The sequence below is a fragment of the Deltaproteobacteria bacterium genome, assembly GCA_005879535.1.
GTDB lineage: Bacteria > Myxococcota > Myxococcia > Myxococcales > 40CM-4-68-19 > 40CM-4-68-19.
Map to the genome: position 1 here is coordinate 17,882 of VBKI01000091.1, position 14,274 is coordinate 32,155.

Consider the following 14,274-nt stretch of genomic DNA (forward strand, 5'->3'; position numbering starts at 1 on the left):
GCTCACGCTGCTGACGGATCTGTACCAACTGAGCATGGCGGCGGCGGCGTGGAAGGCCGGCGTGGAAGATCGGGAGACGGTATTCCACCTCCTGTTCCGCCGGCCTCCGTTCGCCTCCGGGTTCACCATCGCGGCGGGACTGGGCACGGCGCTCGAGTACATCCGCGAGCTGCGCTTCTCCGACGACGATCTGCGCTATCTGCGCGAGCTGCGCGCGGACTCGGGCGAGGCGATGTTCGAGCCGGCCATCCTCGAGCATCTGCGGGCGCTGGACTTCCGTGTCGACGTGGAGGCGGTCCCCGAGGGAACGGCCGTGTTCCCACAGGAGCCGCTGTTGCGTGTATCCGGTCCGGTGGTCCCCTGCATGCTGCTGGAGACGCCGCTCCTCGACCTGATCAACTTCCAGACGCTGATCGCCACGAAGGCGGCGCGCGTCTGCATCGCCGCACAGGGCGAGCCGGTGCTGGAGTTCGGGCTGCGCCGCGCCCAGGGAATCGACGGAGCGGTGAGCGCGGCCCGCGCCGCGTACATCGGCGGCTGCGCGGCGACGTCCGACGTGCTGGCGGGCAAGCTTCTCGGCATCCCGGTGCGGGGGACGCACGCCCACTCCTGGGTGATGCTGTTCGACTCCGAGCGGGAGGCCTTCGACGCGTACGCGCGGGCCATGCCCCACAACGTGGTGTTGCTCGTCGACACGTACGACACGCTGCAAGGCGTTCGCAACGCCATCGAAACCGGGAGATGGCTGCGCGCCCAGGGGCGCGAGCTCTCCGGCATCCGTCTCGACTCCGGGGATCTGGCCTGGCTGTCCATCGAGGCGCGGAAGCTGCTCGATGCGGCGGGGTTCACCCGCACCGTCATCCTCGCCTCCAACGAGCTGGACGAAAACGTGATCGCGAGCCTCAAGCAACAGGGTGCGCAGATCACCGCCTGGGGCGTCGGCACCCGGCTGGTAACGGGGGCCGATGACGCGGCCCTCGGGGGCGTCTACAAGCTCTCGGCCATGCGGGTGGACGGGGGTCCGTGGAAGGGAAGGATCAAGCTGTCCGACCAGAGCGCCAAGATCTCCGTCCCGGGGATCCTCCAGGTCAGGCGCTTCCGCGCCGGCGGCGAGTTCACAGGCGACCTCATCTACGACGTCGAGGACGGCGAGCCGTCGCGCACGCTCGTCGACATGCTCGACGCGACTCGTCGCAAGACCGTGCCCGAGGAAGCAACCCACGAGGAGCTGCTCGTACCCGCGGTGCGCGGAGGCAAGGTGACGTACGCATCTCCACCGCTCCATGAGGTCCGCGCGCGGACGCAGAGGCAGCTCGCGCAACTCCATGCGGGGATCAAGCGGTTCGTGAATCCGCACCAGTATCCGGTGGGCCTCGATCCGGCGCTGCACGATCGGCGCACCCGGATGATCCTCGAGGCGCGCCAGCCATGATCTTCTCCACGCGATCGTACGCCGAGCTCGGGGCGCGCGTCGCGGAGCTCGCCCGGCTTCCGATCGGAGCCGTGGAGACCAAGCTGTTCGCCGACGGCGAGCGGTACCTGCGCCTCGCCAGCGATCCCGCGGGCCGGGATGCCGCGGTGCTCGGCGGCACGGTGAGCGAAGCCGACGCGCTCGAGCTGTACGATCTGGCCTGCGGCGTGGTGGAGGCGGGAGCGCGCAGCTTGACGCTCGTGATTCCCTACTTCGGATATTCGACGATGGAGCGGCCGACCCAAGCGAACGAGATCGTCACCGCCAAGACGCGGGCGCGCCTCTTCTCCAGCATTCCGGTTCCTGGATCCGGCAGCCGGGTGCTGCTGCTCGATCTGCACACCGAAGGGATCCCCTTCTACTTCGAAGGAGCGCTGCGGCCGGTGCACCTTTCGGCGAGATCCGTGGCGCTGGCCGCGCTCCGCGGCCTTTCCGCGGAGATCGTCGCGTGCACGGATGCCGGGCGCGCGAAGTGGGTGGAGCGGTTCGCGAACGACCTCGGCCTGCCCGCGGCGTTCGTGTTCAAGCGCCGGCGCGAGGAAGGTATCGAGGTGACCGCGGTGTCCGCGCAGGTCTCGGGAAAGCGCGTCGTCATCTACGACGATCTGATCCGGAGCGGAGGGTCGCTCCTGGCTGCGGCGCGCGCGTACCGGGAGGCCGGCGCAGCCTCCATCGCCGCGGTGGCGACCCACGGCGTGCTGCCCGGGGATGCCCTGCAACGGATCCGCGGAAGCGGCCTGATCGAGAAGCTGGTGATCACGGATTCGCATCCGCGGGCCGCGGCGGTGCGAGGCGACTTCGTCGAGGTCGTCTCCGTCGCGCCGGTTCTGGCGGCCGCGCTCAGCGCTTGACCGCGCGCACCGCCGCCGCCAACGCGGCGGGGTCGGCGCGACCGACGAAGCTCTTGCTGAGCTTGCCATTCCCGTCGAAGACGAAGGTGGCCGGCAGCGTTCCGTCCCAGGTGGGCTCCCCGATGGCGCGAGCCACGGGATCGGGCTCGGGCGCGTCGAGCAGCACGGCGGGAAGCGAGAGCAGCTTGTACTCGCGGAGCATCCGCCGTGCCTGCGCGCGGTGGTCGGGACGGTCGATGCTGACGAGAAGAACGCCCACGCCCCGTCCCGGCAGCGCGAGCAGCTCGCGCCGTATCGACGGAAACTCGTCGCGGCAGGCCTCGCACCAGGTGGCCCAGAAGTGGAGCACGACCGGCCGCGCCGGTTTGCCCGCCACATCCGCGACGAGCTTCGATGCGTCGGAGGCCGGAAGCACGGGCAGCGTCGCGGCCGTCAACAGCGCTGCGAGCAGGGCGCGCATCAGTCCAGCTCGATTAGTTCGAAGCGGTCGCGCCGGGGACCTTCGTCGCGCTTCGTTCCCGCGCAGGCAACGAGGGTGGCGCGGCCCTGCCCGCAGAGACGGCAGAGGCCTTGCGGCGAAAAATCGTGCTCGCCGGGCTGCAGCATGCGCGTCGGCGGCGGCGCGGGCGGCGGGAGGCGGACCAGCAGCTCGTCGATCTTCCTGGCCACTTCGTCCTCGCGCGCCGCGATCTCCTCGCCGCGGGGGTCGGGCCGGCCGTCCAACGTCGTGTGCGCGCGCTCCTCGAAGAAGATCTCGACCAGCGCCACGGGCTGCTTCTGCCGCAGCAGCAGCGCAAACCGCCGGCGGCCGTCGTCGCGCAGCAAGCGCGGCCGGACCTCCGGGGCGACTCCCAGCTCGCGAAGCGCTGCCTCGCCTTCGCGCTCGCGGTCATCCTGCTCCCATTCCGCTGCGACGATCACGTGGAGCCGGCCGCCGAAGCGCTCCGCCAGCGGCGCGAACGGGCGCAGCTTGTCCTCGCTCGTGTACTTGTCGCGCAGCACGGCGAGAAGGGTGGGGCGATCCGTCAGCGCCAGCTGCAGCATCTGCCACAGCGACTTGCGCGCCCTCCGCGCGGCGAACCACGGGATGACCGTGTACACGCGGCAAGGATAACCCACGCTTGACCGCCCGCGCAGCGCGGGCCATGACTCGGCGGCTTGCACCTGACCATCCTGTCGCGCAAGCCCGGCATCTACACCACGCGCCGGCTCGCGCAGGCTGCGCGCTTGCGCGGCGCACGCGTCCGCGTGCTCGATCCGATGCGGGTCGAGGTACACCTCGGCGAGTCGCCGGGCGCGTACTACGGCCGCAAGCCGCTCGCGCGCACCGACGTGGTGGTGCCGCGGATCGCGCCCTCGGTCCAGGCCTATGGGCTCGCGGTGGTCAACCATTTCGAGATGATGGGGGTGCCGACGCTGAATCGCGCGGCGGGCATCGCCGCGAGCCGCAACAAGATGCGGGCGCTGCAGCTGCTGGCGGCGAGCGGGATTCCGGTGCCGCCCACGATGATGGCCGCCAACGCCAGCGAGCTGAAGGCGCTGGTTGAGCGCGTCGGCGGCCTGCCCGTTCTCATCAAGCTGCTGACCCCCAGCGAGCGCCCGCTGGTGATGGTCTGCGAGTCGCTGCAGTCGATGGAAGCGGCGTTGGAGGCGGTGCTCTCCATGGGGCACAACCTGGTGGTGCAGAGATACGTGCGCCGCAAGCGCGAGCGCGACCTGCGCGCACTGGTCGTGGGCGAGAAGGTGACCGCCTGGGTCGAGCGCAGGCCCAGGCCGGGGAGGCTGCTGCACACCCTCGCCCGCGGCGCGAAGCTGAAATCGGTGCGGGTGCCCGACGCCCTCGACGAGCTCGCCGTCAAGGCGGCCGGCGTGGTGGGCCTCGAAGTCGCCGCGGTGGACCTGCTGGAAGCCGCCGGCGGCCCGATGGTTTTCGACGTGAACTCGAGCCCCGGTCTGAAGGGGCTGGAGAAGGCCACCGGCAAGGACCTCGCCCTGCCGATCGTGGCCCGCGCCGAGGAGCTCGTAAAACGTTAGAATGATGCCCATGCTCGCTTTCGCGCTTGCCGGGTTGCTGGCCGCTGCTCCCGACGTCTCGGGGACCTACCGCATCGAGACGTCGAAGGCGCTCAAAGTGAAGAAGGGCGAGACCGCCCACGCGAAGGTGGAGGTGGTGCCGCGGTCGGACGCGCACGTCTCGCCGGAGGCGCCCATCTCGCTGGCCCTCACCTCCGGTCCCGCCGTCAAGCTGGAGAAGGAGAAGTTCGGGCGCCCGGAGGCGAAGGAGACGAAGGCCAAGGGCGTGGAATTCGACGTGCCGTTCACCGCCTCGGCGGCGGGGAAGGACGAGCTCAAGGGGACGCTCAGCTTCTTCATCTGCACCGAGAAGCTCTGCGAGAAGCAGAAACGCGAGATCGCCATGGCGGTCGAGGTGCAGTGAGCCGGTTCGTCTACGGCGTCAATCCGGTGCTCGAGGCGCTCAAGGCGCACCCCAGGGACGTCGTGCGGGTGATGCTGGAGCGCGGCAAGGAAGGGCGGAGGTCGCAGGGGGCTGACCGCGTGGCCGAGGCGGCGGCGAAGGCTGGAGTCCGCGTCGAGGACGTCCCCCAGGGAGACCTCGCGCACCGCTCGCGCTCCGGCGTGCACCAGGGCGTCGGCGCCGAGCTGGCGGAGTTCCGTTACGCGGAGCTCGAGGACATCCTCGCGCGCGCTTCCGGCTCCGCGCTCCTGCTCCTCCTCGACGGCGTGACCGACCCGCAGAACCTCGGAGCGCTGATCCGCAGCGCGCATGCCTTCGGCGCCAACGGCGTGGTGGTGCCCAAGGATCGCGCCGCTGGCGTCACGCCCGCGTCGTTCAAGGCCGCCGCGGGCGCCCTGGAACACTGTCCCTTGGCGCGAGTGACGAACCTCGCCCGGGCGCTGGAGCAGTTGAAGGAGCAGGGCATCTGGACCGTCGCGCTCGCCGCGGAAGGCGACAAGGAGCTCGGCGAAGTGGACCTGACCGTGCCCACGGCGCTGGTGCTCGGCAGCGAAGGGTCCGGCGTGCGGCCGCTGGTGCGGAAGACCTGCGATCACCTGGCGCGTATCCCGATCGCGGGACAGGTTGGCTCGCTCAACGTGGCCGCGGCGGGGGCGGTGGCGCTTTACGAGGTCGCGCGGCAGCGCGCCGCTAGAAAGTGAACGCGGCCACGAGCCGCAGGCTTCGCTTCTCCGCGGGATGGAAATGGATGTCCGCCCGCGGCCGAAGAAGGACTGGGGCCAGAATTCCGGCGGCGGGCTCGTTGCGCAGCCGCGAAGTGTAGAAGTAGGCGATGTCGTCCACCTGGGCATCGAAGAGGTTGAAGACATCCAGCGTGAGCCTCGCCCATCCCGTGAGCTTGAAGCTCGTCTGGGCATTGAAGACGGTGGACGCCATCGACCGCTCGCTGTCGTCCTCGATCAGCGGCCGCGGCCCGAAGTACCGCATGTACAAGCTGGCCCTCCACGGCCCCAGCTCGTGCAAGGTGACGCCGGCGGACGCGGCCCATTCGATCGAGCCCGGGATGCGATCTCCGGTCACCGCGGGATTCGGATCCGGCGAAGTAAACCGCGCGTGCGACCAGGCGAGGACGAGGTCCCAGACCAGCCACCGCACCGGGTGCCACTGCGTGTTCCACTCGATCCCGTAGCGTCGCGACGCGCGCGAAGGCTCGGTCGTGCCGGCGTCGCCCGTGAACAGCAACTCGGAGTCGATGTCGAGGCGCCACAGCGCGAGCGAGGACTGCATGTCCGGAATGATCTCGGTACGGACGCCCAGCTCGCCCCCGCGGGTCGGCACCAGCGGCGTCACCTTCGAGACCGGCTCGCCGGACTTCGGATCCACGGTGGTGATCACGCCGCGGGCGTCGTTGGAATGGAACCCGAACCCGAAGTTGGCGAAGAATTCGGTCTTCGCCCAGGGGGAAAGGATCGCCGAGAGCTTCGGGGAAAGGCGGCCGGCGTCGTCGTTTCCGGAGTTCAGCGGATTGTCGCTCTGGACGTCGAAGAAATAGTGGTCGTAACGCAGGCCAGCGAGGAAACGCAGCCACCGCGTCGGCGTCAGCTCGGCTTCGGCGAAGAGGCTCCCGCTCGTCTCGCGCACCGCGTCCTGGCGCACGGTGCCCAGGCGCTGCTGGGCTGCGGTGTCGTAGAGGCCGATGGTGTCGATCCGATCGTGCCGCGCTTCCCAGCCGACGGTGGCGTGCAAGGAAATCGAGTCCGCCGAAGCGTTCCACGCGTACCGTCCCGATGTGCCGAAGATCCAGCGATTGTCCGCCTGCTCGATCTGGTCTCCGTTCACCGGGTCGTCGAGAAAGTAGGTGAAGTTGGAGAACAGGTTCAGGCGGTACTTCACGGCATACACGTTGGCTTGCAGCAGGCCGGCGCCGAGCCCCTGCTGGTAGTCGCCGGAGAGGCTGAAGCGATGGCTCTTTCCGCCGGTCGTGGGATCGATGGCGCCGAAGCGATCGATCTGTCCCGTCTCCACGGCGCGCAACGGGATCTGGTCGGTCGAATCCCAAAGGCCGTAGTAGCCCATCGCTGTCACGCCCCAGGTCGCGTCCTGCGACGAGCGCGTATAGCGAAGCACGGCGTTCACGCGGCGGTAGTCGTCGGCGTGGTCCCACGGACCGTCGTTGTGGAACACCTCGAGCCCATAGAGGAGATTCCCGCCTCCCACCTGCGGTGATCCGGCGAGGAGGGCACGGCCGTAGAGAAAGCTGCCGCCGGTCAGCTCCATGAGGTTGTGCGGCAGCGACGCGGCGTAATGGATGTCCGCTGCGCCAGCGGAGGCGAAGTCGCCCTTCGACGCGAAGTAAGGCCCCTTGAAGTAGTCGACGCGCTGGATGAGCTCGGGGATGAGGAAGTTCAGGTCGGTGTAGCCCTGGCCATGCGCGTGGGTTCTGAGATTCACGGGCATGCCGTCCAGCGTGGTGAGAAAGTCCGTGCCGTGGTCAAGGTTGAACCCGCGCAGGAAGTACTGGTTCGCCTTCCCGGCGCCGCTGTGCTGGGTGATGATGAGGCCCGGCACCAACTCCAGCACCTCTCCGGGTCTGAGGATGGGCCGGTCCTCCACGAGCTGGCGCGTGATCCTCCCCGCGCTGGCGGCGTCGGAGGAGCCGACGGCATTCTCGTAATGTCCGGTGACCTGGATCTCCTCGGTGTAGTGCGTGTGATCGGAAGCCGGCGAAGCGGCATCCTCCGCACGGACCACCGCGGGTAGGACGAGCACGAGCAGGAGCGCGCAGCGGCACGAGGCCGAGCGCGCCCGCGAGGCGGGTTGCATGGATCGTCTCCGTATTGTCGGACGACTGCGGACGATCGGCCGGACAGCTCAGGAGCCGGCCGGCGGACCCTGCGACCATTCCGGGACGAGGTAGGGAAGCGCATTGCAGAGCTGCCCGACGAACGCGACGGGCGCGGCGTGCTCCGGCGCAATCGCCGGCAGGTCGATGAGCCGTGGCGCCGCGTGCAGCGCGATGCCCAGGTGCGCCGGGGCGCCCGAACCGTGCGGACCCGGGCTCGAGGGTCCGTGCGAGTGGCCATGCCCGTCCTGCTGTCGCGGCGCGCGCGGTTGCGACTCGTGCACATGCTCGAGGGCAAACGCGAGCTGGTCCAGCGGGTCGGTCGAGCCCGCCTTCCAGGATTCCGCGAGCGCCGCGGCCTCGGCTTCCTCCTCGAGCTCCTCGCGGAGGTGTTCCTCGGCATGGAGCAGCGGCGCAACGACCAACCCCAGCAATCCGGCCGCGGCGAGGAACACCGCCCGACCGGATCTGGCGGCAGCGATCTTCCGGTACTGCGTGGTCGGCTGGAGCGACATCGAGGCCCGTTCAGGATGACCTGGCGCTGACGTACCCCCGCCGAGGGTCCGATCGCAAGCTCGCCAGTCGCGAATCGCGAGACATCGTGCGACATGCCGGCGGTCGAGGCGTATGCTCATGGAATGCAGGCGGTGCGCGCACCGGCCGTCGCCGGCAGCTTCTATCCCGCCGACCCGTCGCAACTCCGCGAGACGGTGGCGCGCTTGCTCGCGGGTGCGCAATACGGGTCCCCGCCGAAGGCGCTCATCGCGCCTCACGCCGGCTACGTCTATTCGGGCCCCGTCGCGGCTTCCGCATTCCGCCGCATCGAGGATGCGCCGGTTTCGCGTATCGTGCTGCTCGGCCCGTCGCACTTCGCGCCGCTGCGCGGCCTGGCGCTCCCTGGCGCGGCCGCGATGCGCACGCCGCTCGGTGACGTTCCGGTGGAGGAGGCGCGTCTTCCGCAGGATCCGCGCGCGCACGCCGAAGAGCACTCGCTGGAAGTCGAGCTGCCGTTCCTGCAGGTCGCATTGTGCTCGTTCGCGCTCGTACCGCTGGCGGTCGGCGACGCCACGCCCGACGAGGTCGCCTCGGTGATCGAGCAGCTCTGGGGCGGCGCGGAAACGCTGATCGTCGTCAGCTCCGATCTTTCCCACTACCAGCCCTACGCCGACGCGCAGCGCGCCGACGCGGCGACCGCGAAGGAGATTCTCGCGCTCGGCCGGCTGACGCCGGACGACGCCTGTGGCGCAGTGCCGGTCAACGGGCTCCTGCTCGCAGCGAAGCGCCGCGGCCTGCGTGCGGATCTGATCGATCTGCGGAACTCCGGAGACACCGCCGGTGACAAGAAGCGGGTCGTCGGCTACGGCGCTTTCGCCTTCTACGAGCGATGAACGTCGAAGGCCGCTATTTCCACGCTCTTCCCGACGGCCGCGTCCAGTGCGACGTCTGCCCTCGTTACTGCGCCCTCCACGAGGGACAACGCGGGTTCTGCTTCGTGCGCGCCCGCGAGAGCGACACCATCGTGCTGACCACCTGGGGGCGCTCGAGCGGATTCTGCGTCGATCCGATCGAGAAGAAGCCCCTCAACCACTTCCTGCCGGGGACCAGCGTGCTCTCGTTCGGCACCGCGGGATGCAATCTCGGCTGCCGCTTCTGCCAGAACTGGGACATGTCCAAATCGCGCGAGATGGACGTGCTGGCGGACGCCGCGTCGCCAGAGCAGATCGCACGCAGGGCGGCGGAGCTCGGCTGCCGCAGCGTCGCCTTCACGTACAACGACCCGACCATCTTCCTCGAGTACGCGGTCGACGTCGCGCGGGCTTGTCACGAGCGCGGGATCAAGACCGTGGCGGTTACCGCCGGCTACATCTGCGAGGCGCCGCGCCGCGAGCTCTATCGGCACATGGACGCCGCCAACGTCGACCTCAAGGCCTTCACGCAGGACTTCTACCGGCGAATCTGCTTCGGCAACCTCGATCCCGTGCTCGAGACGCTGAAGTACCTCCGGCATGACACGGACGTCTGGTTCGAGATCACTACGCTCTTGATCCCGGGAGAGAACGACTCCGATCCCGAGATCGACGCGCTCACCCGATGGATCTTCCGCGAGCTTGGGCCGGACGTCCCGCTCCACTTCACGGCGTTCCATCCGGACTTCAAGATGCTGGATCGGCCGCCGACGCCGCCTGCGACGCTGACGCGCGCTCGCGAGATCGGCCTGCGCAACGGGCTGCACTATGTCTATACGGGCAACGTCCACGACGAGGCCGGCGGCACCACGACCTGTCCTGCCTGCCGCACTGCCCTGATCGGACGCGACTGGTACCGGCTGACGCGCTGGGGCCTTGTGGACGGCCGTTGTCCGGGCTGTCGGGCGACCGTTCCCGGGGTGTTCGAGCGGCGCCCCGGTCGCTGGGGCCCCCGCCGCCTGCCGGTCTGGATGGGCGCCTGATCGCCGACGGTCGCTAGCTTGACAAGGCGCATAAGATCCCCTACAAGGCGTCTCCCTGCGCGGGACAGGTGTCTCTTTTTGCCTGAACAGCACAGGAAAATCGAGCGGTTAGGCTGGCGTAGCTCAGCCGGCAGAGCACCCGCCTTGTAAGCGGAAGGTCGCGGGTTCGACTCCCGCCGCCAGCTCCAGCCGGCGGAGCCGTCCGGACGGGGATTTAGGACGGGAGGCAGAACGTTCAAGGAGGGATGCCCGAGCGGCCAAAGGGAGCAGACTGTAAATCTGCCGGCTTACGCCTTCGAAGGTTCGAATCCTTCTCCCTCCACCAGTGACAGGAGATGAACCGCGGGAATAGCTCAGCTGGTAGAGCGTCAGCCTTCCAAGCTGAATGTCACGGGTTCGAATCCCGTTTCCCGCTCCAAGCAACGAAAGGGACCGCCCACATAGCTCAGTCGGCAGAGCACTTCCTTGGTAAGGAAGAGGTCACCAGTTCAATTCTGGTTGTGGGCTCCAGATCAGGAGCAGAGAAAAGATGAACCGAACCATCATCACGCTCGAGTGCCCGGTGTGCAAGGAGCGGAACTACACCACCACCAAGAACAAGCGGACCATGACCGACAAGCTGGTCCTACCGAAGTTCTGCCCGCGTTGCCGCAAACACACCGAGCACAAGGAGACGAAGTAGGCCATAGGCCAGTAGCTCCAATGGTAGAGCGGCGGTCTCCAAAACCGCATGTTCCAGGTTCGAGTCCTGGCTGGCCTGCCAATCGCTTCGGTTGACCCATGACGAACACGCGCCTCGTCGCCATCGGATACGTGGTGCTCGCCATCGCAGCGGGCCTGTTCCTCGAGCACGTGCTGCTCGTGGTCTTCGGCGCCTTCGCGCCAACGCAGCCTCTCACGCGGCCTCTCGTCGGCGAGTGGACCTGGAGCACGGTCATCGGGCTCGGCAGCTGCGCCGCTACCGCCCTCTACCTGTGGACGAACCGCAAGACCCACGACGTGTCGCTGGAGATCGCCGGCGAGCTGCGCAAGGTGAGCTGGCCGGGCTTCCCCGAGACGCGCGCCGCCACCATCGCCGTCATCGTCGCTTCGATCATCGCCGCCGTGCTGCTGGGCCTCTTCGACGTGTTCTGGCAGTTCCTGACGGACAAGATCCAGAACCCGAGCATCTAGAAAGAATGCCCATGGCCGCCGAACAGAAGAAGATCGACAAGAAGTGGTACGTGGTCCACACGTACTCGGGCTTCGAGAACAAGGCGAAGAAGTCGCTCGAGGAGAAGATCAAGCAGAACGAGCTCGACGAGTACTTCGGCGACATCCTCATCCCGATGGAGAACGTGGTCGAGATGGTGAAGGGCGAGAAGCGCGCCAGCAAGCGCAAGTTCTTCCCGGGCTACATCCTGGTGCAGATGGAGCTGAACGACCGCACCTGGCACCTGGTGAAGAACACGCCCAAGATCACCGGCTTCGTCGGCAACGCCACGAAGCCGCCGGCGGTGAGCGAGCACGAGATCGCGCGGCTGACCACGCAGCTCTCGGAAGGCGCGCTGAAGCCGAAGCCGAAGGTGGAGTTCGAAGAGGGCGACAACGTCCGGGTGGTCGACGGGCCGTTCTCGAATTTCAACGGCACCGTCGAGGAAGTGAACCCGGACAAGGGCCGCGTGCGCGTGCTGGTCTCCATCTTCGGCCGCGCCACGCCGGTCGAGCTGGATTTCATGCAGGTGGAGAAGACCTGATCAAGTGGGAGGCTGATCACAGCCGCTTGGACCACGGAGGAGCAGTTCGATGGCGAAGAAGGTCACAGGAATGGTGAAGCTGCAGCTTCCCGCCGGGAAGGCGAACCCGTCGCCTCCGGTGGGTCCTGCGCTCGGGCAGCACGGCGTCAACATCATGGGGTTCTGCAAGGAGTTCAACGCGGCGACCCAGGCGCAGGCCAAGGAAGGCCTGATCGTGCCGGTGCTGATCACGATCTACTCGGATCGCTCGTTCACCTTCGTGGTGAAGACGCCGCCGGCTGCCATCCTCATCAAGAAGGCGCTGGGGCTGCACACCGAGAAGAAGAAGGGCAGCGGCGCGCACAAGCCCGGCAAGGAGAAGGTGGGGACGCTCAAGCGCAAGCAGCTGGAGCAGATCGCGAAGACGAAGATGCCGGACATGACCGCCGGCTCCCTCGAAGCTGCCATGAACTCCATCGCCGGCACCGCCCGTTCCATGGGCGTGGACGTGGAGGGCTAGCCATGCCGAAGCACGGGAAGAAGTACCGGGACGCGGCGAAGCTGGTCGACGTCAACAAGCGCTACTCGGTGGACGAGGCGGTGGGTCTCGTGCAGAAGGCCGCCGCGCTGACCAAGAGGAAGTTCGACGAGACCGTCGACGTGGCCATCAGGCTGGGCGTCGATCCGAAGCACGCCGATCAGATGGTGCGTGGCGCCGTCGTCCTTCCGCACGGCATCGGCAAGACCGTGCGCGTGGCAGTGTTCGCCAAGGGCGACAAGGCGCGCGAGGCGACAGAGGCGGGTGCGGACGTGGTCGGCGCCGAGGACCTCGCCGCCAAGGTGCAGGAAGGCTGGATGGACTTCGACGTGGCCGTCGCCACCCCGGACATGATGGGCGTCGTCGGCCGCCTCGGTAAGGTGCTCGGTCCGCGCGGGCTGATGCCCAACCCCAAGGTCGGAACCGTCACCGCGGACGTTGCCCGCGCGGTACGCGAGTCGAAGGCCGGGAAAGTGGAGTTCCGGGTGGAGAAGGCCGGCATCGTCCACGTCCCGGTGGGCAAGGCGTCGTTCGACTCCAAGCGGCTCCAGGACAACGTGAACGCGATCCTCGACACCATCATCCGGGCGAAGCCGGCGACGGCGAAGGGCGTCTACCTCAAGGGCGTAACCATCAGCACCACGATGGGTCCTGGAATCAAACTCGACGCGCAGGCGATTGCCAGCGCCCACAAGTAATTCGGGCTCCAAGCAAGACCTGGTCACAGACAGCAGGCGGGGTGCGATCCCTTAAAGCAATGCCTGCCGAGACCGAGCTGGGCCAGGGGTTCCGGAGTTCGGAACCGAATCGGCGCACGAGAGGAGGTGGAAGACAACATGCAGCGCAACGAGAAACAGGAACTGGTCGGCGCTCTCAGAGAGAAGATGACCAAGGCCGCCATCGCCATCGCGGTGGGGTACAAAAACATCGACGCCGCCGCCACCGTGAAGCTCCGGAAGACCTTCCGGGACAGCAAGGTGGACTACAAGGTCGTCAAGAACACCCTGGCACGGCTCGCCGCGAAGGGCACGCCCCTGGAGAAGTTCACCGAGGGGTTGGAGGGGCCCAACGCGATCATCCTCGGGTACGACGACGTGGTGGCGCCCGCCAAGGTGCTCCGCGACGTTCTCAAGGAGCAGGGCGAGAAGATGACCGTCAAGGCCGGCGTGGTCCAGGGCAACCTGGTCGACGCGAAGGGTCTTGCCGCGCTGGCGAACATGCCCGGCTTGCCGGAGCTTCGCGGGATGCTGGCGGCCATGATCGCCGGTCCTGCCACGAAGCTCGTCCGACTGCTCAACACGCCGGGCGGTCAAATCGCTCGCGTGCTCAAAGCGAAATCCGAGAAAGCGGCCTAGCGGCCGAGAGGCAGTGCCCAGAGGAAGCGTACGGTTTACAACATTTTGCTGCGCTGCAAAGGCCGCGCCGTTAGAAGGACGGGACTTTCATGGCTGACCTGAACACGATTGCCGACCAGTTGTCGTCGCTCACCGTCATGCAGGCGGCTGAGCTGGTGAAGATGCTCGAGGAGAAGTGGGGCGTTTCCGCCGCCGCCCCCGTCGCCGTGGCCGCGGGCCCGGCAGCGGGTGCCGCCGGAGGCGCCGCGGCGAAGCCGGCCGAGGAGAAGACAGAGTTCACCCTCGTGCTGCAGGCCGCAGGCGAAAAGAAGATCAACGTCATCAAGGAGGTCCGGACCATCACCGGCCTCGGCCTGAAGGAGGCCAAGGACCTCGTCGAAGGCGCCCCCAAGACCGTGAAGGAGGGGCTCTCGAAGGAGGACGTAAACAAGTTCGCCGACATGCTCAAGGCGGCGGGTGCCACGGTCGAGATCAAGTAGACCGGCACCTTTCGAATCAGACCGGCTCGGCGCGGATCGAAGAGGTCCGCGCCGCTGCCGGAGTTTTCGCTTCGTAGAAGTCTTCGTCTTCCGGGATG

Annotated in this window: 18 protein-coding genes and 5 tRNA genes; 19 read left to right on the forward strand and 4 right to left on the reverse strand. The window is 67.7% G+C overall.

The features are described 5' to 3' along the window. Positions 1-10: 10 nt before the first annotated feature. Both E6J58_21370 and E6J58_21375 read left to right on the forward strand, forming a co-directional pair. Positions 11-1,432, forward strand: coding sequence for a nicotinate phosphoribosyltransferase (locus E6J58_21370; GenBank protein ID TMB33100.1), 1,422 nt, complete (start codon positions 11-13; stop codon positions 1,430-1,432). After that, positions 1,429-2,322, forward strand: coding sequence for a ribose-phosphate pyrophosphokinase (locus tag E6J58_21375; GenBank protein ID TMB32979.1), 894 nt, complete (start codon positions 1,429-1,431; stop codon positions 2,320-2,322). The genes E6J58_21370 and E6J58_21375 overlap by 4 nt, the downstream gene beginning before the upstream one ends. Here the strand turns inward: E6J58_21375 and E6J58_21380 are convergent. After that, on the reverse strand, positions 2,312-2,782 hold the full coding sequence (locus tag E6J58_21380; protein TMB32980.1) for a TlpA family protein disulfide reductase: 471 nt from the start codon (positions 2,780-2,782) through the stop codon (positions 2,312-2,314). The genes E6J58_21375 and E6J58_21380 overlap by 11 nt on opposite strands. Continuing rightward, on the reverse strand, positions 2,782-3,423 hold the full coding sequence (locus E6J58_21385) for a hypothetical protein (GenBank protein ID TMB32981.1): 642 nt from the start codon (positions 3,421-3,423) through the stop codon (positions 2,782-2,784). Before E6J58_21385 ends, E6J58_21380 begins: the two co-directional genes overlap by 1 nt. 57 nt (positions 3,424-3,480) lie before the next feature. Between E6J58_21385 and E6J58_21390 the strand changes: the two genes are divergently transcribed. From E6J58_21390 to rlmB, 3 genes are read left to right on the forward strand one after another with little or no spacing between them, the layout of a single operon-like run. Next, a complete protein-coding gene (locus tag E6J58_21390) occupies positions 3,481-4,356 on the forward strand; it encodes a RimK family alpha-L-glutamate ligase (GenBank protein TMB32982.1) in 876 nt (291 codons plus the stop codon). Positions 4,357-4,366: 10 nt separating this feature from the next. Then, positions 4,367-4,759 carry a hypothetical protein gene (locus E6J58_21395; protein TMB32983.1) on the forward strand — a complete coding sequence of 131 codons (393 nt, stop codon included), beginning with the start codon at positions 4,367-4,369 and terminating at the stop codon, positions 4,757-4,759. Beyond that, positions 4,756-5,499 carry a 23S rRNA (guanosine(2251)-2'-O)-methyltransferase RlmB gene (gene rlmB / locus E6J58_21400; GenBank protein ID TMB32984.1) on the forward strand — a complete coding sequence of 248 codons (744 nt, stop codon included), beginning with the start codon at positions 4,756-4,758 and terminating at the stop codon, positions 5,497-5,499. Before E6J58_21395 ends, rlmB begins: the two co-directional genes overlap by 4 nt. Here the strand turns inward: rlmB and E6J58_21405 are convergent. Both E6J58_21405 and E6J58_21410 read right to left on the reverse strand, forming a co-directional pair. Further along, positions 5,489-7,621, reverse strand: a complete 2,133-nt coding sequence (locus tag E6J58_21405; GenBank protein ID TMB32985.1) for a TonB-dependent receptor — start codon at positions 7,619-7,621, stop codon at positions 5,489-5,491. The genes rlmB and E6J58_21405 overlap by 11 nt on opposite strands. A 48-nt stretch (positions 7,622-7,669) precedes the next feature. After that, entirely contained in the window at positions 7,670-8,155 is a 486-nt protein-coding gene (locus tag E6J58_21410; protein ID TMB32986.1) for a hypothetical protein, read from the reverse strand. Between the two features lie 123 nt (positions 8,156-8,278). On the opposite strand from E6J58_21410, the gene amrB reads away from it, so the two are divergent. The 14 genes from amrB to E6J58_21480 all read left to right on the forward strand — a co-directional run bounded on the left by amrB (position 8,279) and on the right by E6J58_21480 (position 14,176). Continuing rightward, complete coding sequence (gene amrB / locus E6J58_21415; GenBank protein ID TMB32987.1) at positions 8,279-9,028, forward strand: AmmeMemoRadiSam system protein B; 750 nt, start codon at positions 8,279-8,281, stop codon at positions 9,026-9,028. Further along, entirely contained in the window at positions 9,025-10,089 is a 1,065-nt protein-coding gene (gene amrS, locus E6J58_21420; protein TMB32988.1) for an AmmeMemoRadiSam system radical SAM enzyme, read from the forward strand. The genes amrB and amrS overlap by 4 nt, the downstream gene beginning before the upstream one ends. A gap of 112 nt (positions 10,090-10,201) precedes the next feature. Then, a tRNA-Thr gene (locus E6J58_21425) sits at positions 10,202-10,277 on the forward strand. A gap of 51 nt (positions 10,278-10,328) precedes the next feature. Beyond that, positions 10,329-10,414: transfer RNA gene (locus E6J58_21430), tRNA-Tyr, on the forward strand. A gap of 17 nt (positions 10,415-10,431) precedes the next feature. Then, positions 10,432-10,507 (forward strand) — tRNA-Gly (locus E6J58_21435). 16 nt (positions 10,508-10,523) lie between these two features. Next, positions 10,524-10,599, forward strand: a tRNA-Thr gene (locus E6J58_21440). Positions 10,600-10,618: 19 nt separating this feature from the next. Next, positions 10,619-10,771, forward strand: coding sequence for a 50S ribosomal protein L33 (gene rpmG / locus E6J58_21445; protein ID TMB32989.1), 153 nt, complete (start codon positions 10,619-10,621; stop codon positions 10,769-10,771). Positions 10,772-10,776: 5 nt separating this feature from the next. Further along, positions 10,777-10,852 (forward strand) — tRNA-Trp (locus E6J58_21450). Positions 10,853-10,869: 17 nt separating this feature from the next. Beyond that, positions 10,870-11,262 (forward strand): preprotein translocase subunit SecE, encoded by a 393-nt coding sequence (secE, locus tag E6J58_21455; GenBank protein TMB32990.1) that lies wholly within the window; start codon positions 10,870-10,872, stop codon positions 11,260-11,262. A 32-nt stretch (positions 11,263-11,294) separates the two neighbouring features. Beyond that, positions 11,295-11,825: a transcription termination/antitermination protein NusG gene (nusG, locus tag E6J58_21460; GenBank protein TMB33101.1), complete on the forward strand. Its 531-nt coding sequence runs from the start codon at positions 11,295-11,297 to the stop codon at positions 11,823-11,825. Between the two features lie 49 nt (positions 11,826-11,874). Beyond that, positions 11,875-12,324, forward strand: a complete 450-nt coding sequence (gene rplK / locus E6J58_21465; protein TMB32991.1) for a 50S ribosomal protein L11 — start codon at positions 11,875-11,877, stop codon at positions 12,322-12,324. Between the two features lie 2 nt (positions 12,325-12,326). Beyond that, positions 12,327-13,040: a 50S ribosomal protein L1 gene (locus E6J58_21470; protein TMB32992.1), complete on the forward strand. Its 714-nt coding sequence runs from the start codon at positions 12,327-12,329 to the stop codon at positions 13,038-13,040. 138 nt (positions 13,041-13,178) lie between these two features. Continuing rightward, positions 13,179-13,697: a 50S ribosomal protein L10 gene (locus E6J58_21475; GenBank protein ID TMB33102.1), complete on the forward strand. Its 519-nt coding sequence runs from the start codon at positions 13,179-13,181 to the stop codon at positions 13,695-13,697. 89 nt (positions 13,698-13,786) lie between these two features. Further along, positions 13,787-14,176 (forward strand): 50S ribosomal protein L7/L12, encoded by a 390-nt coding sequence (locus tag E6J58_21480; protein ID TMB32993.1) that lies wholly within the window; start codon positions 13,787-13,789, stop codon positions 14,174-14,176. Positions 14,177-14,274 lie beyond the last annotated feature (98 nt).

Coding starts and splice junctions, on each gene's coding strand:
- rplK (TMB32991.1), top strand. CDS start 11,875: ATGGCGAAGAAGGTCACAGGAATGGTGAAGCTGCAGCTTCCCGCCGGG.
- E6J58_21375 (TMB32979.1), top strand. CDS start 1,429: ATGATCTTCTCCACGCGATCGTACGCCGAGCTCGGGGCGCGCGTCGCG.
- E6J58_21475 (TMB33102.1), top strand. CDS start 13,179: ATGCAGCGCAACGAGAAACAGGAACTGGTCGGCGCTCTCAGAGAGAAG.
- E6J58_21380 (TMB32980.1), bottom strand. CDS start 2,782: ATGCGCGCCCTGCTCGCAGCGCTGTTGACGGCCGCGACGCTGCCCGTG.
- E6J58_21410 (TMB32986.1), bottom strand. CDS start 8,155: ATGTCGCTCCAGCCGACCACGCAGTACCGGAAGATCGCTGCCGCCAGA.
- E6J58_21405 (TMB32985.1), bottom strand. CDS start 7,621: ATGCAACCCGCCTCGCGGGCGCGCTCGGCCTCGTGCCGCTGCGCGCTC.
- E6J58_21395 (TMB32983.1), top strand. CDS start 4,367: ATGCTCGCTTTCGCGCTTGCCGGGTTGCTGGCCGCTGCTCCCGACGTC.
- secE (TMB32990.1), top strand. CDS start 10,870: ATGACGAACACGCGCCTCGTCGCCATCGGATACGTGGTGCTCGCCATC.
- E6J58_21470 (TMB32992.1), top strand. CDS start 12,327: ATGCCGAAGCACGGGAAGAAGTACCGGGACGCGGCGAAGCTGGTCGAC.
- amrS (TMB32988.1), top strand. CDS start 9,025: ATGAACGTCGAAGGCCGCTATTTCCACGCTCTTCCCGACGGCCGCGTC.
- rpmG (TMB32989.1), top strand. CDS start 10,619: ATGAACCGAACCATCATCACGCTCGAGTGCCCGGTGTGCAAGGAGCGG.
- E6J58_21480 (TMB32993.1), top strand. CDS start 13,787: ATGGCTGACCTGAACACGATTGCCGACCAGTTGTCGTCGCTCACCGTC.
- amrB (TMB32987.1), top strand. CDS start 8,279: ATGCAGGCGGTGCGCGCACCGGCCGTCGCCGGCAGCTTCTATCCCGCC.